This is a genomic window from Nocardioides sp. NPDC058538, assembly GCF_042719275.1.
GTDB lineage: Bacteria > Actinomycetota > Actinomycetes > Propionibacteriales > Nocardioidaceae > Nocardioides.
Genome location: NZ_JBHXNY010000037.1, coordinates 14,784 through 31,706, shown reverse-complemented (window position 1 = coordinate 31,706; position 16,923 = coordinate 14,784). Strand labels below are relative to the sequence as shown.

Here is a 16,923-nt window from a genome sequence, read left to right as displayed (position 1 = left end):
CAGCTGGCGCCGGGGCGCGTCGTACTCCATCTCCTCAGGTCGTCCGGCCGGACCGGGGACGGTCAGGGCGCCGATGATCGTGGTGATCGGCATCGCCAGGACGACCCCGATGCCCGCGGCCATGGTGGCGACGATCTCGCCGGCCATCTGCTCAGTCGTCAGCAGTGAGAGGAAGGTGCGGTCGTAGAGCTGGATCACCAGCAGCAGGGTGAGCGCGCTGCCGACGTAGGCGAACACGATCGTGTAGATCGTCGAGGCGACGTGGTCGCGGCCGATCCGCATCGCGCCGCGGAAGACGTCCCAGCGTGAGGTGTCCGGGCCGGCGGCGCGCAGCTCCCACACCGCGGAGGCCTGGGTGATGGTCACGTCGTTGAGCGCGCCGAGGCCGGCGATGATCACCGCGGCGACCAGCAGGGTCTGCAGGTCGAGCGCGGCGTCGAGCGAGGAGAGCGTCTGGCCGCTCTCCGAGCCCAGCCCGCTGAGCCGGCTCGCACCGATCGCGAAGGTGCCGATCAGCGCGGTCACCGCGACCCCGGCCAGGGTGCCGGCGAGCGCCACCGACGTACGCACAGAGAACCCGTGGGTGGTGTAGAGCACCACGTAGAGGATCAGCACCGAGGAGACCAGCGCGACCCACGCCGCCGGCTCGCCGGAGAGCAGCGCGGGCAGCAGGAACAGCCACACCACCGCCCCCGCGAACCCGAGGCCGAGCACCGCCATCAGCCCGCGCAGGCGCGCGACGGCGACGACGCACGCGACGAAGAGGCCGACCAGCAGGAGCAGCGGCGGCCCACGCTTGACGTCGAAGAAGGCGTACGTCGCCTCCCCCTCCTTCTCGGTGCGGGACAGCTCGACCTCGTCGCCGGTCTCCAGCCCGGAGCGAGCCATCGGAGTCGAGATCTCCACTGCGACCTCGGTGCCGGTGTCGGGTCCGCTGGTGAGCGTCGCGGTGGCGGTGTTGCAGCCCTTGGGCGTGCCCTCGGCGCCGCACGGCTCGGCGACCGAGGTCACCTCGGCCGTCTCGAAGACGACGCCGTCGGCGACGAACTCCTGCGACCCCTGGAGCTTCTCGACCGCGGCACGGTCTGGCCAGCACAGGGCCGCTCCGACGACGGTGATGACGGCTACGAGCACGAGCGAGACGGTCAGCACCATCCGCGGCAGGGCCTCGACCTCCACCTCGGCGTCGTGCCCACCGTGGGAGTGGCCGTGGGAGTGGGCCATCGTTCCTCAGCTCTCGACGTATTCCAGCGAGCGCAGGTTGCGGTCCAGATGCCAGGAGAGGTACGCGGCGACCAACCCGCTCGCCTGCCTGCTGGTCCGGTCCTCGGCGCCGCCGACGGTATCCCAGTCACCTGAGAGCAGCGCACCGAGGTGACCGAGCGTCTCGGGCGAGGGCGTCGCCGAGCCCGGCACCCGGCAGGTCGTGCACAGCGCGCCGCCCATGGACACGTTGAACCACCGGTGCGGGCCCTCCAGCCCGCAGCGCGCGCAGGCCTCGAAGCTCGGCGCGTAGCCGGCGACAGCCAGCGAGCGGAGCAGGTAGGAGTCGAGGACGTGGCGGGGAAGCCGGTCGCCCTGGGCGAGCACCCGCAGCCCGCCGACGAGCAGCAGATACTGCTGGGGCGCCGGCTCGCCCTCCTCGTGGACCAGCCGGTCGGCGGTCTCCAGCATCGCGGTGCCGGCGGTGTAGCGGTCGTAGTCCAGCCCGATGCCGGCATGGAACAGAGTGAGCGTCTCGGCCTGGGTGATCGTGTCGAGGTTGCGCCCCTCGGCGAACTGCAGGTCGACGTGGGTGAACGGCTCCAGCCGCGAACCCCACCGCGAGGTGGTGCGCCGCACGCCCTTCGCCACCGCACGCACCCGTCCGTGGTGGCGGGTGAGCATGGTGATGATGCGATCGGCCTCACCAAGCTTGTGGGTGCGAAGCACGATGGCCTCGTCGCGGTAGAGGGGCACGACCCCATTCTGCCGCGCGGCACCGACAACCACGGCAGCGACAGACCGACTGATGGCCCACATGACAGCAACGAGGCGTGTGGGTCGTCGCCTTTGGTGGATGCGTCTCCTATCGTGCCGGTCATGAGCTCAGCAGGCATCGCGACCGTGCCGACCCGCCCCGCGCACGACGACCGCGAGCCCGGCACCGCCGCCGGACCGCCGGTCACGGTGGTCGACTGGCTGATGCTGGTGCTCGCCATCGTCTCGGTCGCGCTGCTGGTCTGGATCACCTTCTGGGATGTGCCCCAGCCCTGGGAGCGCCGGGTGATCATCGCCGACTACGTGATCTGCGGGATCTTCTTCGTCGAGTTCTGCTTCCGGTGGAGCAGGTCCGGGCTGGGCTGGAAGTTCCTGGCGCTCTACTGGTACGAGATCCTCGGCATGATCCCGCTCTCGGACCCGGCCTTCCGCGCCTTCCGGCTGCTGAGGGTGGTCGTCATCTTCGTGCGGCTGATGCGTGCCGCCGACCGTGCCTTCGGCGACCGGGTCTCGGCGTACGTCGTCGGAAGGTTCTCCGCGTCGATCGTCGACGCGATCCGCAAGCCGATCACGGTCGCGGTGCTCGACGAGGTGATCGCGGTGATCCAGACCGGCAACTACACCCGGCACATCTCCAGCGCGATCGAGGAGAACCGCGCCGAGATCGACACCCTCATCATCGACCTCATCCGTCAGGACCAGGCAGCCGGGAAGCTGAGGTACCTCCCCTTCCACGACGACGTCGTCCGGCTCGTGGCCGACACGGTGCTGCGCCTGGTCGACCAGGGCCTGGCCGACCCGCGGGTCCACGACATCATCTCCGACGCCATCCGCGAGTCCGCCAAGGAACTGCGGGAGAACATCGGCTCTGACGATCACGCCGCGGTCAGGCGGGATCAGGAGCGGTTCGGCAAGTAGGTCTCGATTTCTTTGCGAAACCCGCTGAAGTAGGTGTCACCGCAGTCCACCGGGCCGGATTCAGGGCATGATTCCGCCATGAGCGCGACCTTCCCGACCAGTCTCGGGCGGCTACAACAGGTCCGCCACATCGGCGCCGGCGCTTTCGCCTCCGTGTGGCTCTACTACGACCCCGATCTCGACTCCCACGTCGCGGTCAAGGCGCTCTCCCCCGGGTGGGTGTCGAACCCGGAGATCCACAAGCGCTTCCTCCAGGAGGCACGGCTGCTCCGCTCGGTCGACTCGCCCCATGTCGTGCGTGTCTACGACATCGGCCAGACGAGCACCGGCATCCCCTTCTTCGTGATGTCGTACGCCGACGGCGGCTCGGTCGCCGACCTGCTCAAGCGCTCCCCCGGCGGCCTGGACGTGCCCGAGGTCGCCGACATCGTCGCGCAGGCCGCGGACGGACTCATGGCGTTGAAGGCTCGCGGGGTGATCCACCGCGACATCAAGCCCGCCAACCTGCTGCTCACCTCCGAGACCTCCGGCGGCACCGCCGGCGCTCGCCGGGTGATGATCGCCGACCTCGGCGTGGCCCGCTCGCTCGACTCGCTCAACGAGGTCACCCGCGACATCGGCACCCCGTCCTACATGGCACCCGAGCAGCTCGACCCGTCACTGCCGATCGACCACCGCGCCGACGTACGGGCCCTGGGCGCGGTCGCCTGGGCCCTGCTCGCCGGCCGCTCCCCCGCCCCCGCTCTCGGGCTCACCTCCCGGGTGCCCGAGGCAGGTTCCGTACGTCCCCTCCCGGCCCCGATCAGCCAGGCCATCGCCCGGGCGCTGGAGCCCCGGGCCGAGGACCGCTGGCCCGACGCGCGCTCGTTCGCCGACGGGCTCCGCAGCGCGGTCAAGGGCACCCCCGTCGCCCCCGGGCCGCAGCCTCATTCCCCGCCCCAGCCTCCCCCGCCCACCTCGCCGTGGCAGAAGTCCGCGGCCCCGCCCAGCGGGCCGCCGAGCGGTCCACCCAGCGGCCCGCCGACCGGATCGCCCTTCGAGCAGCCGACGACGGTGCCCACGAGCATCGCGACGCAGCACCCGCCGAAGCGGAAGCGCACCGGGCTCCTGGTCGGTGGCCTGGCCGCGGTGGTGGTCGTCGGGCTCGTCGCCGGGCTGATCTTCTTCGTGACCAATGGGGGAAGTGACGTACCCGAGGCCGGTGAGTGCCGCAATCTCGACTACGCCGCGGCGACCGAGTTCGTCGATGAGACGGAGCCGGTGGACTGCGCCGAGCCGCACACGCTCTACACCTTCCACGTCGCCACCGACGTGAAGGCCTACAACGACAACGAGGCCGCCGGGGCCGCCTGCTTCACCCGCCTGGAGACCGGCCTCGGACTGCACCCCGAGACGCTGGCCCGCACCGCCTACATCGTGAGCTGGTACTGGCCCTCGGAGGCCACCTGGAACGACGGCGACCGTTACGTACGGTGCGATGTCGGGGTGACGGTCCAGGGGGCGCCGATGATCGACCTGCCCGAGGACCCGGTGCCCGACCCGTTCCCGGCCGACCTGCGGGCCTGCATCGACAGCAAGATCGACAAGGTCGTCCGCTGCGGGACCACCCACGACTACATCATCGTCGACACCTTCGAGATGACCGGCGACGCCTACCCCGAGCAGAGCGAGACCAACATCCAGGGGCTGGGCGGCTGCCCGTCGGACGCGACGATGTTCAAGGCGCCGTTCCGGACCGCCTGGATGGCCGGCAGTCGCCTGGGTCTCTGCGCGAAGTACGACGTCGAGTCCTAGAGACGCCTAGGAGACCAGAGGCGCCAGCCGCCTGACCGCCTCCCGGAGGCGGTCAGGGGTCGTCGCCGCGTAGCCGATCACCAGGCCGGGCGGCCCCTGACCCTCGCGGTGCCGGCTCAACGGGTGGACGGCGATTCCCGCCTCGAGCGCGGCCGTGGCGAGAGCCGCGTCGTCGACTCCCTCGGGCAGCGTCGCCAGGACGTGCAATCCGGCCGCGACGCCTCCGACCCGAACGGCCGGCAGGTGCTCGGCGAGCGCCTCGAGCAGGGCGTCGCGGCGAGCCTTGTGTCGCTGCCGGACCAGTCTCAAGTGTCGCTCGAAGGCACCCGAGGTGAGCATCCGCGCCAGGGTGATCTGGGGTAGCGCCGGACTGGCCAGATCGAGCCAGTAGCGCGCCTCGACCAGCTCCTCCTGCATGCCGGACGGGGCGACCAGCCAGCCGATCCGCATCGCGGGCGCGAGCGTCTTGGAGACGCTGCCGAGGTGGACGATCCGGTCGGGTGCGAGCACCTTCACGGCCGCGACCGGCGGCCGGTCGTAGCGGTGCTCGGCGTCGTAGTCGTCCTCGATCACCAGCCGGTGCGGCACCGCCCGGACCCACTCGACCAGCTCCCGGCGCCGCTGCGGGGAGAGCACGACCCCGGTCGGGAACTGGTGCGCGGGCGTGACCACGACGGCATCGACACCGCTGGCATCGAGCGCCGCCACGTCCAGACCGTCACCGTCCACCGGCACCGGCACCGTCGTCATCCCCCACCGCTGCAGGTGCACGCGGCCGCCGTACGACCCCGGCTCCTCGAAGCCGACAGTGGTCCGGCCACGCTCCTCCAGCCAGCGCGCCAGGAGCACGAGCCCCTGGGCGACGCCGTTGATCACCAGGATCTCGTCGGGCGAGACCGTGAGGCCGCGGGTGCGGCCCAGCCAGACCGCGAGCGCCTCCCGCAGCGCCGGTACGCCGCGCGGGTCGCCGTAGCCGAGGTCGGCGCTGCCGATCTCGGTGAGCACCTCCCGCGACGCCTTCGCCCATGCGGCCCGCGGAAAGGCCGAGAGGTCGGGCACTCCCGGGGAGAGGTCCAGATCGGGAGTCGGCAGCCGAGTGGCGGCTCCGAGGCGGCGTACGGCTCCGGGGACCGCGCTCACCCGGGTGCCGCCGCCGCTGCGGGCCGAGAGCAGCCCCTCGTCGGTGAGCCGCTGGTACGCCTCGACCACGACCCCGCGCGAGACGCCGAGCTGGGTGGCGAGGGTGCGCGACGCCGGCACCCGGGCCCCGACCGCGAGCCGGCCATCGGCGACCGCGTCTCGCAGCGCACCGGTGAGCCAGGCCGCCAGCCCGCCCGCCGGCACTCCGGCCGGGTCGAGCTGAAGGAAGTCCGCGCCCGTCATTTGGTCCACTCTGCCACGTCAGGTTTGGATCTGTCTGCCAGACCAAGTTCGGGCGAACCTCGTAGACATGACCACCGAAGCCCTCCCACACCCCGATACCGCCGGCGGAGCAGCACCGAACCGCGGCACCCTGCTCGGCATCGTCTTCGCTGCGGCCGGGATGGTCTGCGTCGGCAGCAGCGTCGCCGTCTCGGCCGCGATCACCGACGCCCCGCTCTTCACCCTGCAGAGCGTCCGGTACGCCCTCGCCGCCCTCCTCCTGCTCGCCGTCGCGCGGGTCACGGGTTGGCGGGTGCCGCGGCCGCGTGGTCGCGAGTGGCTCTGGCTGGCCGGGGTGGCGACCGCCGGCCTGGTGCTCTTCAACGTCGGCGTCGTCCGAGGCGTCGCCCATGCCGAACCTGCGGTGATCGGCGTCGCCGTCGCCGCTGTCCCGATGCTGCTCGCGGTCGTCCCGGCGGTCGCGACCCGCACCCTCCCGGCTCGCACCGTGATCATCGGGGCCATGGTCGTGACCGCGGGGGCCGTCGTGGTCGAGGGCTTCGGGAGGACCGATGCGGCCGGGGTCGGCTACGCGCTCCTGGTGCTGGTCTGCGAGGCGGGCTTCACGCTCCTGGCGGTGCCCGTCCTTCCGCGCCTGGGCGCCTTCGGCGTCTCGTTCCACTCGGTGTGGATGGCCACCGCCGGGATGGCCGTCATCGGTGTCGCCACCGAGGGACCGGCCGCGGTCACCACGCTCGACACCGTCGACCTGCTCGCGGCGCTCCATCTGGCCGCGGTCGTCACCACGCTGGCGTTCCTGCTCTGGTTCACCGCGGTCAGGCGCCTCGGCTCCGGCCGTGCCGGCCTGCTGACCGGCTTGGTGCCAGTGTCCGCGGCCGCCCTCGGCGTACCGCTCAACGGCATCGTTCCCGGCCCGATGGTGTGGCTGGGCACCGCGGTGGTCGCACTGGGTCTGGTGATCGGGCTGCGCGGCACGCCGCTGCGGGGTCGCCCCCGCAGCGGCACCGAGGTCAGCCGCGCGGGATCGTGACCGCCTGGGCGCGGTTGGCCGCGCAGACGACGGCCCGCAGGGAGGCGGTGACGATGTTCTCGTGGATGCCGATGCCCCACACGATCTCGCCGGCGATCTCACACTCGACGTACGCAGCCGCTGCCGCGTCACCGCCGGCGGAGAGCGCGTGCTCGGCGTAGTCGAGGACCCGGATCTCGGCGCCGGCATCCTTCAGCGCGTCGACGAACGCGGCCACCGGGCCGTTGCCGACACCCTTGTAGGTGCGAACCTCACCGCGCACCCGCAGGTCGACGATCTGCTCGTCGCCGCCCTCGGCGTCGGTCACCGAGGACCAGCTCTCCAGGGCGTACGGCTCCTCGCGCTCGAGGTACTCGGCGGAGAAGATCGACCAGATCTCCTCCGGGCTGACCTCGCCCCCCTCGGAGTCGGTGTGCTGCTGGACCACGCGGCTGAACTCGATCTGCGCACGGCGCGGCAGGTCCAGGGAGTGCTCGGTCTTGAGCAGGTAGGCCACGCCGCCCTTGCCGGACTGGCTGTTGACCCGGATGACGGCCTCGTAGGTACGGCCGACGTCCTTGGGGTCGATGGGCAGGTAGGGCGCCTCCCACGGGATCTCGCTGGTCGGCTTGCCGGCCTCGGCGGCGATCCGGTCGAGGTCCTCCAGGCCCTTCTTGATGGCGTCCTGGTGGGAGCCGGAGAAGGCGGTGTAGACCAGGTCGCCGGCGTAGGGGTGGCGCGGGTGGACGTTGATGTTGGTGACGTACTCGACCGTACGGCGGATCTCGTCGATACCGCCGCCGACGGTGAAGTCGATCTGCGGGTCGATGCCCTGGGAGAAGAGGTTCATGCCCAGGGTGACCAGGTCGACGTTGCCGGTGCGCTCACCGTGGCCGAACAGGCAGCCCTCGACGCGGTCGGCGCCGGCCATCAGACCGAGCTCGGTGGCCGCGACCGCGGTGCCGCGGTCGTTGTGCGGGTGGAGGCTGATGGCGGAGTGCTCGCGGCGGGTCAGGCCCCGGCCGAAGTACTCGATCTGGTCGGCGTAGGTGTTCGGGGTGGACATCTCCACGGTGGCGGGCAGGTTGAGGATGATCTCCCGGCCGGCCTCCGGCTGCCACACGTCCGAGACCCGCTCGCAGACCTCGAGCGCGTAGTCGGTGTCGGTCTGGGTGAAGATCTCCGGGCTGTACTGGTAGCCGAAGTCCTCGGTGCCGATCAGCTCGGGGACGTGCTCCTCGGCGTACTTCATCACCATCTCGGTGCCGCGGACCGCGATCCCGATGCACTCGGCCGGGGTCACGTTGAACACGACTCGGCGGAACAGCTCGGCGGTGGCGTTGTAGAGGTGGATCGTGGCGCGCGGGGCGCCGGCGATCGACTCCGCCGTGCGTGAGATGAGGTCCTCGCGGGCCTGGGTCAGGACCGAGATCTGTACGTCATCAGGGATCCGATCGTCCTCGATCAGCTTGCGCACGAAGTCGAAGTCGGTCTGCGACGCCGACGGGAAGCCGACCTCGATCTCCTTGTAGCCCATCGCGACCAGCAGCTCGAACATCCGCAGCTTGCGGGCCGGCGTCATCGGGTCGATCAGGGCCTGGTTGCCGTCACGCAGGTCGGTGGAGAGCCAGCGCGGAGCCTTGGTGATCTTCTTGGCGGGCCAGGTGCGATCAGGTACGTCGACGGGCACGAACGCGCGGTAGCGCTCGAACGGCATCCCCGACGGCTTCTGCTGGTTGCTGGAGTTGCTCAGGTTGGTCATGCGGAATCCTCATCAGATGGAAGCGAGTGCCGGCGCACGTCGAACCTCCGCAGCGGGGGAGTCCCGGCCCAGAATCAAACGCTGTAGACCCCGCTGCGGCAGCTAAGGAGGAGGCTGCGCATCATGACTCGGTAACAATAACAGAACAGAACTGGCAGACTGGCACCGGACGACAACGAATGGGAGGAACGGGCGTGGCCCAACTGGCAGAGCTCACGGTCGAGGAGTCCTGGCGGCTCGCGGCGGACATCCAGGTCTCCCGGATCGGCTGGAACGGCCCGCGCGGCCCGGTGGTGCTGCCGGTCAACCACGTCGTGCACGAGGAGGCGCTCTGGATCCGCACCTCGGCCCATTCCTCGATGGCCGAGCAGATCGACGAGAGCGCCGTCGCGCTGCTGGTCGACGACCTCGACCCCGACACCCATGTGGGCTGGTCGGCGCTGTTCAAGGGACGCGCGGAGATCCTCTACCGCGAGGACCAGATCCCCGACCTCGTCAAGAACCTCCACCCCTGGCCGGCCGGCCCTCGTCCGTTGTGGGTGCGGCTGCGCCCCAAGGAGGTCACCGGCCGCCGTCTGGGCGCTGACGGCTGATGCCTCGCCTGCTCGTCGTCCACCACTCCCCCACCCGGTCGCTGCGGCGCCTGACCGATGCGGTGGTCTCCGGCGCCAACGATCCCGAGATCGAGGGCGTCGAGGTCGTCGTACGTCCAGCTCTGGAGGCGACGGCCGAGGATGTCCTGGCCGCCGACGGCTATGTGCTCGGCACGAGCGCCAACTTCGGCTACATGTCGGGCGCCCTGAAGCACTTCTTCGACTCGATCTTCCTGGACGTGGGCGGCTCGCTCGACCCCTCAGGCGGAGCCGGGCCAGGAGACGGATCAGCGGCCGGGGCCACCGCCAAACGCCCCTATGGCTTCTATGTCCACGGCCGCTACGACACCACCGGCGCGATCCGCTCGGTGCAGTCCATCGTCGGTGCGCTCGGGTGGGCCCAGTCCTACGACATCCTCGACGTCCTGGGAGACGTCGAGGACGCGCATGTCGAGGCGGCGTACGAGCTGGGAGCCACACTGGCCGCGGTCCTCGCCTGAGCTGTGCTTTCTGCTCTGGGCTTTCGGCCTGCTCATGGATTCGCAAGTAGAGTCGATTCCCGTGATCGGCCATACCCCCAGACGTACGACATCTCTGTCGCTCCTGATCGTGGTGCTCGCCGTCCTCGCGCTCAGCGGTTGCGGCGGTGACCGGGCGGCTGCGAAGGGCGAGGACCCGAAGCAGGTGGACTCGACCGCGCTGCCCGAGGTCGGCAAGTGCCGCAACCTCACCCACGAGGATGTTGCCGAGGCCTACAACTTCGACAAGTACGTCGCCTGCGACGAGCCGCACAACGCCGAGACCTTCGGCGCCGGACCGCTCCCGGACGAGTTCAAGGACGCGGAGTACGGCGACGAGAAGGTCAACGAGTGGGCCTTCAGCCAGTGCCGCAAGCTGCTGGAGAAGTACGTCGGCTCCGACCAGAGCCTCCTGATGCGCTCGATGCTCTCCCACGTCTACTTCGGACCCTCGGAGAAGGCCTGGGAGGAGGGCGCTCGCTGGATCCGCTGCGACGTGGTCGGCGGCGGCCAGCAGGGCGCCGAGTACGTCGACCTGCCGACCACCACCCGCAACCTCCTCAAGGTCAAGAAGGTCGAGGACGTCGAGGACCGCTGGATGGTGTGCGCCGCAGGCAAGAGCGTCGCCTCCCCGAAGGTGCCCTGCTCCGAGCCGCACCAGATGCGCGCGGTCACGACCATCAAGCTGGGCGAGGCCAAGACCAAGTTCCTCGGTGTCGCGGAGTCCAAGAAGAAGGCCACGCAGTACTGCAAGGGCTCGGTCCAGGCCTGGTTGGGTTACCCGGAAAGCTTCGACTACGGGTACACATGGTTTGGAGAGAAGGAGTGGAACGCCGGCAACCGCTGGGCGGTCTGCTGGGCGGTGACCGAGGAGTGAGCATGGTTTCGTACAGGCTGTGGGGGGCTCTCGTCGTCGTGGGGGCCATGGTTCTCGCCGGTTGCGGCGGAGGCGAGCCGAAGTCGGCCCCGTCGCCCTCGTCGGCGCCTCCCTCCGCCTCCGCATCTGCGGCGCCGGCCCCGAAGGAGGGGGCCTGCTACAACCTCACCTACGACGAGGCGCTGGCCCCGACCGCCGGCGGCACCGCGGTCACCTGCAAGGGCAAGCACACCACCCAGACGTACGCCGTCGGCCGGCTGAGGAACGTCGTCGACGGCCACCTCGTCGCCGTCGACTCGGAGCAGGTCGCGGCCCAGGTGGCCGAGGCGTGCCCCAACAAGGTCACCAAGTACCTCGGTGGCGACGCCGACGACCTGCGCCTCTCGATGCTGCGCCCGGTCTGGTTCACGCCGACGATCAAGGAGTCCGAGGCCGGCGCCAACTGGTTCCGCTGCGACATCATCGGCATCGCCGGCCCCAAGGCCTTGATGACCCTCAAGGGCAACATGAAGGGCGTCCTGGGCGACTCCGACACCGCCGAGCCGTTCAGGATGTGCGGCACGGCCTCGCCGAAGTCCGAATCCTTCAAGCGCGTCCCATGCTCCCTCAAGCACACCTGGCGGGCCCTGTCGGTCATCGACCTCGGCTCCGGGAAGTACCCCGGCGAGGCGAAGGTCAACAGCGCCGGCGCCGAGGACTGCAAGGCCGCTGCCGCCGAGGTCGCCGACGACCCGCTCAAGTACGAGTGGTCCTGGGAGTTCCCCAGCGCCGAGCAGTGGCAGGGCGGGCAGACCTACGGGATCTGCTGGGCCCCGGCGTAGCGAAGCGAAGCCGGGAAACGCCGAGTCGGCGCACGTTCAGAAGCCGAGTTTCCTCAGCTGCCGCGGATCCCGCTGCCAGTCCTTGGCGATCTTGACGTGCAGGTCGAGGTAGACGGGCATGCCGAGCAGCTCCTTGATCTGCAGGCGCGCGCGCTGACCGACGTCCTTGAGCCGTGAGCCCTTGTGGCCGATCACGATGCCCTTCTGGGAGTCGCGCTCGACGTAGAGGAAGGCGTGGATGTCCATCAGCGGCTTGTCCTCCGCGCGGTCCTCACGAAGCCGCATCTCCTCGACGACGACGGCGATGGAGTGCGGAAGCTCGTCGCGTACGCCTTCCAGGGCTGCCTCGCGGATGAGCTCAGCGATGATGATCTCCTCGGGAGAGTCGGTGAGCTCGCCGTCGGGGTAGAGCGGCGGTCCCTCGGGGAGGAGCTTGATCAGCAGGTCACCGAGGAGGTCGACCTGGTCGCCGCCGACGCTGGAGACCGGGACGATCTCGGCCCACTCGATGCCGAGCTCGGCCCCAAGGGTCTGGATCGACATCAGGTGCTCGCCGATCTGCTCGGGGGTGGCGAGGTCGGTCTTGGTGGCGATCGCGACCCGCTTGATGCCCTTCTTGAGCTTGTTGGCGTTCTCCGCGATCCGGCGGTCACCGGGGCCGATCTTCTCGTTGCACGGGAAGCAGATCGCGACCACGTCGACCTCGGTCCAGGTGGCCTCGACGAGGTCGTTGAGGCGCTCGCCGAGCAGCGTACGCGGCCGGTGGATGCCCGGGGTGTCGACCAGGATCAGCTGGCCGTCGGGCCGGTGGACGATGCCCTTGACCACGGTGCGGGTGGTCTGCGGCTTGTCGGAGGTGATCGCCACCTTGGTGCCGACCAGCGCGTTGGTCAGGGTGGACTTGCCCGCGTTGGGGCGTCCGACGAACGACACGAAGCCGCTCCGGAATTCTGGTGCTGGCGGCGCCGGGCTCGGCTCGGTCACTGTTGCTCCTGTTGCTCGTCGTATCGCTGCCAGATCTGCTCATCGGTGAGCCCCTGGGCCTTGCCCTCACGCCACACGGGTCCGGGATCGACCGAGCGCGGCTGCCGCTTCTGGCCGCCACCGCGCCAGTAGCCCATCACGTCGTAGGCGTGGGAGTCGAGCTTTTGCTCGCGCATCAGATGCTTGCGGATCGCCCGCATCTGGCTGGACTCACCGGCCATCCAGAAGTAGCCGTCGCCTTCGGGCCACTCGATCTTCTCCACGGCCGCCGCCAGGTCGGAGGAGGTCTCCGACGGCGGCGTGGACCAGGTGACCTCGGCGGTCTCCGGGAGATATCCGGGCAGGTCGTCGGGGGTCTCGGCCCAGATCCGCGTCGGCAGCGTGGTGCTCTCGGCGATCCGCGCCATGGCCGGCATCGCGGTCAGGTCGCCGACCAGCAGCAGCCACTGCGCGCCCTCGGGCGCGGCGTAGGAGCCCTTGGGCTCGGTGATCGTGACCGTCTGCCCCACGGGGTCGGTGCGCGTGGCCCACTCGGTCACCAGACCGACATCGTGGACGACGACGTCGAGGGTCAGCTCGCCAACCCCAGAATCGGACGGAGCCCACGACCGGACGGTGTAGTAGCGCGACTGGAACTGCCCCGGGACGATCAGCCCGACCCATTCGTCGGGGATCCCGGTGGACTCGAACCCGGCCAGGCCGGGACCGCCGAGCACCAGACGTACGAGGTGGGGCGTGATCTGCTCGCGCCGCAGCACCTCCGCGGCGTACTGCTGGGCCTTGACACTCATATCGCCTCAAGGTTATCCGCGCAGACGCGGCCCGCCCGCATCAGCGCCGCACTCATTCGTGGCTGATGGCGAGCAGAGCCTCTCGAGTCGCGTCGTCGGCCGGGAACATCGCCTCCACGGCGATCTCGTCGACCGTCACGTCACGAGGCGCGCCGATCACGGAGAGGACGTAGAGGAAGGACAGATCTCCGAGGCCCGTACGCAGCAGCAGCGGCAGCACCGGCAAGGCGCCGTCCCTCGCCGTGACCGCCGGCGCCGCCACGTCGGCCCCGGGTGGCACCGGATAGCCCTCCACGTCTTCGAGGAGCTCGACGAGCCCCTCGGCCGCGGTGCGGTCGAGCTGCCGGCGGATGCGGCCGACGACGTGGGCCCGCCACTGGGTGTAGTTGCGGATCTGCGCCGCCAGACCGTCGGGATGCAGCGTCGCGCGCAGCATGTTGAGCCGCGGCTGCCGCAGCGCCTCCGACAGCGGAGCCAGGAAGAGCTCCATGGGCCGGTTGGTCGCCACCATGTCCCAGCGCACGTCGACCGCACAGGCCGGATAGGGCTCGTGGGCGGTGAGCACCGCCTCGACCGCGGACCTGGCGACCCCGAGGTCGTCGAGCGGCCGCTCCTGGTAGACGGGCGCGAACCCCGCAGCGAGATAGAGCCGGTTGCGCTCGCGCAGCGGCACCTCGAGCTCCTCGCAGAGCCGCTCGATCATCGTCCGGCTCGGCCCCGACCGTCCGGTCTCGATGAAGCTGAGGTGGCGGGCCGACACGTCGGCCGCGATCGCCACCTCGAGCTGCGAGCGGCGGCGCCGCTCACGCCAGTCCCGAAGCAGCTCTCCGACGCTCAGCTGGGCCGTTGTCATGCACCCAGGCTGCCGGGCGGAGCGCGGTGCGGCAACTACCCAAGAGGTAATCGACAGGGCTCACCCGAAGGCGGATCGTCTTGGCCATGACGACTGAAACCACACCCCGTTCACCTGCCGCCACCGCCGAGGCGTACGTCTCGTTCTGGAACCTCTCCGCCGAGGAGCAGCGCACCCTCGGCGCCACCCTGTTCGCCGACGACGTCGCTCGTTCCACCCCGATCGGCGAGTCCGCCGGCCTCGAGGCGCTGATCGACTTCACCCGCCAGTTCACCGAGGGCGTCGGCGACTACACGTTCGTGGCCCGCGCCGAGCCCGACTCGCACCACAAGCACGTCCGCGTGCGCTGGGAGATCCGCAAGGAGGAGGGCTCGTTCGCCGAGGGCACCGACGTCCTCGATCTGGACGGGTCCGGACGGATCGCCGCGATCACCGCGTTCATCGATCGCGCCCCCGCCGGCTTCGATCCCGACGCCCACCACGAGGAGGCCTGAGGTGTTCCACGGTCTCCCGGTCCCGGCCTGATCAGGCGGGGCCACCGCCGAGCCCGACCTCGTTGCCGTCAGGATCGCGGAAGATGGTCTTGCGGACCCCGTTGTCGTACGTCTCCTGCGACTCCGGCCGCAGGCCGCGGTCGGCCATCGCGGCGAGGCGGGCGTCCAGGTCGTCGACGAAGAGGGTGACGAAGCCACGGCCTGCGAGCTCCGGCCTCACCTCGACGTAGAGGTAGCCGTGCTCGACCACCTCGAAGACGGCCTCGGCGTCGTTGGGGTAGAAGGCCGGCGGGCCACCGAGCAGCACCTCGTACCAACGGGCCGCTCGGGCCAGGTCCGCTACCGGAAGTCCGGCGAACAGGTCGGTCATCTCAGAACCTCCAGCGGGTCGCGCCGTAGGGCTCGACGGTCGCGACCGCATGGGCGGAGGTCGCGTCGATGCGGAAGACGTGCCAGGGCGCCGGGCCGGCGCTCTGCGCGTTGAACGGCGCCGTGACGGCCTCGCCCGACTCGTCGACCTCGGCCGGCCAGCCCTCGTCGTCGTGGTAGTGCTTGGCCACGCGCTCGAGCTCGTCGCCGAGGACCCGCGCCACGCGGCCCTCCACGACCAGGTCGAACTCACGGACCGAGAGCGACAGCGCGCAGCGGGGATCGCGGGCGTGGTTGCGGCCACGCCGCGTTCCAGGCCCCGTGACCAGGTAGAAGCTGCCGTCGAGCCAGATCGCGCCGACGGCGTTCACGTGCGGACCGCCGTCGGCGTTGATCGTGCTCACCCAGGTCGTGTAGCGCCCGGGCTCACCCTCCTGCGACCCGGGCCCCTGGTTGAAGCCCTGGTCCAGGCGAGCGGTCACCTCCGCCCAGGACATCGGCGGGGCGTCGTACATCTCGGCGAGGTTGTGGGTCTCCATGACTGTCTCCTTCGGCTGGAACAGGATGTTTCACCTACTCCACGAACAGAAAAGGCCGATTCCGACACCGTGCCACAAACGAGTGGGCGAAGGTGACAGCCAGACCGCGCTCCAACCTGCCACTTTCGCCCACTCTCGATGGCCGTCGACCAGGGGTGTCGGTGGTCACAGCGATGCTGAGCCCCATGGATCTCATCGATACCGAAGGTCAACGCCTTGAGGACACATCGACGGTCTTCACGGGCGACGCACCGCGAAAGACCACCCGCCGACGGCGTCCGCGACAACCTCGGCGGCGAGGTCCGACCTGGGAGCGGGTCGGGAACGGCGTGTACGTGCCAGCGGGGCTCGACGGTGACTCCCGGTGGCGAGCCGAGCTGGCGGCATGGACAGATGTTCTTCCCGGTTCGGCCGTTCTCACCGGGTTGACCGCCATGCGGCTTCACGACCTCTGGCTCCCGCCGGCGCCCGACGATCTGCCGGTCTTCGTGGCGCTCCACGAGTCGTCCGCGCGGATACGCCGGCCCGAGTTGCGGATCAGCCGACACCCGCGGCCACCGGCAGCCATCTCGCTCGACGATCTTCGGGTCGCGCCGGTGCCCGATGCAGCTCTGGCCTGCGCACGCGACCTCGGCGTCTTGGATCTGGTGGTCCTGATCGACAGCGCCCTCCATCTGGAGAAGTGCACGCTCGCCGATCTCCAGGCCGCCGCAGCCACTGGTCGACCGGGCTCACGTCGGCTGAGCGAGGCGTTGCGCTGGTGCGACCGGCGCTCCGAGTCCGCCTGGGAGTCCGTCCTGCGGATCCTGCACACCGCGTGCGGGGTCGACGTCGAGCCACAGGTGGACATCCACGACGCCCGTGGCGTCTTCATCGGGCGAGCCGATCTCGTGGTGACCGGGACCAGAACGCTGCAGGAGTACGACGGAGCACAGCACCGTGAGCGCGGGCAGTACCGCCGCGACAGGGGAAGGGATGCGGACCTCGCCAAGGCCGAATACGTACGCCACGGATGGATCGCGAGCCAGGTCCGCCACGACAGCTGGCTGATCCTCCGGGCGGCGATGGATGCGCTCGGCCGAGAGCTCACCGTCGATGACATCCGACCATGGTGGAAGCTCCTGGAGGGGTCACTCTTCTCGAAGACCGGAACGGCGGCCATGCGACGCGCATGGCGGTTGCCCGAAGTCTCATAGCGAGTGGGCGAAGGTGGCAGCCGGACCGCGGTCCGAACTGCC

17 protein-coding genes and 1 pseudogene are annotated in these 16,923 nt (G+C 70.1%); 9 read left to right on the top strand and 9 right to left on the bottom strand.

The genetic code is table 11. The annotated features are described in order from the left end of the window. Positions 1-78 precede the first annotated feature (78 nt). Positions 79-888: pseudogene (locus ACFWQC_RS23965) on the bottom strand (YibE/F family protein); the annotation flags it as partial. Between the two features lie 342 nt (positions 889-1,230). Further along, positions 1,231-1,959 carry a DNA repair protein RecO gene (recO, locus tag ACFWQC_RS23960; RefSeq protein ID WP_355018167.1) on the bottom strand — a complete coding sequence of 243 codons (729 nt, stop codon included), beginning with the start codon at positions 1,957-1,959 and terminating at the stop codon, positions 1,231-1,233. A gap of 123 nt (positions 1,960-2,082) precedes the next feature. On the opposite strand from recO, the gene ACFWQC_RS23955 reads away from it, so the two are divergent. Both ACFWQC_RS23955 and ACFWQC_RS23950 read left to right on the top strand, forming a co-directional pair. Then, the gene (locus ACFWQC_RS23955) at positions 2,083-2,898 is read left to right on the top strand and encodes an ion transporter (protein WP_378683879.1); all 816 of its coding nucleotides are present in this window, start codon (positions 2,083-2,085) and stop codon (positions 2,896-2,898) included. Between the two features lie 78 nt (positions 2,899-2,976). Continuing rightward, positions 2,977-4,692 carry a protein kinase gene (locus ACFWQC_RS23950; protein ID WP_378683877.1) on the top strand — a complete coding sequence of 572 codons (1,716 nt, stop codon included), beginning with the start codon at positions 2,977-2,979 and terminating at the stop codon, positions 4,690-4,692. Positions 4,693-4,698: 6 nt separating this feature from the next. Here the strand turns inward: ACFWQC_RS23950 and ACFWQC_RS23945 are convergent, their stop codons facing one another. Next, positions 4,699-6,075, bottom strand: coding sequence for a PLP-dependent aminotransferase family protein (locus ACFWQC_RS23945; RefSeq protein ID WP_378683874.1), 1,377 nt, complete (start codon positions 6,073-6,075; stop codon positions 4,699-4,701). Between the two features lie 67 nt (positions 6,076-6,142). Between ACFWQC_RS23945 and ACFWQC_RS23940 the strand changes: the two genes are divergently transcribed. Beyond that, positions 6,143-7,105: a DMT family transporter gene (locus ACFWQC_RS23940; protein WP_378683871.1), complete on the top strand. Its 963-nt coding sequence runs from the start codon at positions 6,143-6,145 to the stop codon at positions 7,103-7,105. Here ACFWQC_RS23940 and leuA read toward each other — a convergent pair. Further along, entirely contained in the window at positions 7,086-8,846 is a 1,761-nt protein-coding gene (leuA, locus tag ACFWQC_RS23935) for a 2-isopropylmalate synthase (protein WP_378683868.1), read from the bottom strand. The two genes, ACFWQC_RS23940 and leuA, sit on opposite strands and share 20 nt — an antisense overlap. A 194-nt stretch (positions 8,847-9,040) precedes the next feature. Here leuA and ACFWQC_RS23930 point away from each other — a divergent pair, with 194 nt between their 5' ends. The 4 genes from ACFWQC_RS23930 (at position 9,041) to ACFWQC_RS23915 (ending at position 11,655) form a co-directional block, all read left to right on the top strand. Continuing rightward, complete coding sequence (locus tag ACFWQC_RS23930) at positions 9,041-9,439, top strand: pyridoxamine 5'-phosphate oxidase family protein (protein ID WP_355018161.1); 399 nt, start codon at positions 9,041-9,043, stop codon at positions 9,437-9,439. Then, on the top strand, positions 9,439-9,939 hold the full coding sequence (locus ACFWQC_RS23925; protein WP_378683865.1) for a flavodoxin family protein: 501 nt from the start codon (positions 9,439-9,441) through the stop codon (positions 9,937-9,939). The genes ACFWQC_RS23930 and ACFWQC_RS23925 overlap by 1 nt, the downstream gene beginning before the upstream one ends. A 61-nt stretch (positions 9,940-10,000) precedes the next feature. Beyond that, positions 10,001-10,834: a septum formation family protein gene (locus ACFWQC_RS23920; protein ID WP_378683862.1), complete on the top strand. Its 834-nt coding sequence runs from the start codon at positions 10,001-10,003 to the stop codon at positions 10,832-10,834. A 2-nt stretch (positions 10,835-10,836) separates the two neighbouring features. Then, positions 10,837-11,655 carry a septum formation family protein gene (locus ACFWQC_RS23915; protein WP_378683859.1) on the top strand — a complete coding sequence of 273 codons (819 nt, stop codon included), beginning with the start codon at positions 10,837-10,839 and terminating at the stop codon, positions 11,653-11,655. 36 nt (positions 11,656-11,691) lie between these two features. Here the strand turns inward: ACFWQC_RS23915 and era are convergent, their stop codons facing one another. Genes era through ACFWQC_RS23900 form a run of 3 tightly spaced genes read right to left on the bottom strand, consistent with a single transcriptional unit; the run spans position 11,692 to position 14,283 of the window. Then, positions 11,692-12,639, bottom strand: a complete 948-nt coding sequence (era, locus tag ACFWQC_RS23910; protein WP_378683856.1) for a GTPase Era — start codon at positions 12,637-12,639, stop codon at positions 11,692-11,694. Beyond that, entirely contained in the window at positions 12,636-13,430 is a 795-nt protein-coding gene (locus ACFWQC_RS23905; protein WP_378683853.1) for a siderophore-interacting protein, read from the bottom strand. Before ACFWQC_RS23905 ends, era begins: the two co-directional genes overlap by 4 nt. A gap of 52 nt (positions 13,431-13,482) precedes the next feature. Continuing rightward, positions 13,483-14,283 carry a helix-turn-helix domain-containing protein gene (locus tag ACFWQC_RS23900; protein WP_378683851.1) on the bottom strand — a complete coding sequence of 267 codons (801 nt, stop codon included), beginning with the start codon at positions 14,281-14,283 and terminating at the stop codon, positions 13,483-13,485. Between the two features lie 86 nt (positions 14,284-14,369). Here ACFWQC_RS23900 and ACFWQC_RS23895 point away from each other — a divergent pair, with 86 nt between their 5' ends. Beyond that, positions 14,370-14,777 carry an isomerase gene (locus ACFWQC_RS23895; protein ID WP_378683848.1) on the top strand — a complete coding sequence of 136 codons (408 nt, stop codon included), beginning with the start codon at positions 14,370-14,372 and terminating at the stop codon, positions 14,775-14,777. Positions 14,778-14,808: 31 nt separating this feature from the next. Here the strand turns inward: ACFWQC_RS23895 and ACFWQC_RS23890 are convergent, their stop codons facing one another. Together ACFWQC_RS23890 and ACFWQC_RS23885 are read right to left on the bottom strand one after the other, a co-directional pair. After that, positions 14,809-15,147: a VOC family protein gene (locus ACFWQC_RS23890; protein ID WP_378683846.1), complete on the bottom strand. Its 339-nt coding sequence runs from the start codon at positions 15,145-15,147 to the stop codon at positions 14,809-14,811. 1 nt (position 15,148) lies between these two features. Then, positions 15,149-15,685 carry a pyridoxamine 5'-phosphate oxidase family protein gene (locus tag ACFWQC_RS23885; RefSeq protein WP_378683843.1) on the bottom strand — a complete coding sequence of 179 codons (537 nt, stop codon included), beginning with the start codon at positions 15,683-15,685 and terminating at the stop codon, positions 15,149-15,151. Positions 15,686-16,119: 434 nt separating this feature from the next. On the opposite strand from ACFWQC_RS23885, the gene ACFWQC_RS23880 reads away from it, so the two are divergent. Then, positions 16,120-16,881 carry a hypothetical protein gene (locus ACFWQC_RS23880; RefSeq protein ID WP_378683841.1) on the top strand — a complete coding sequence of 254 codons (762 nt, stop codon included), beginning with the start codon at positions 16,120-16,122 and terminating at the stop codon, positions 16,879-16,881. Positions 16,882-16,923: the final 42 nt, after the last annotated feature.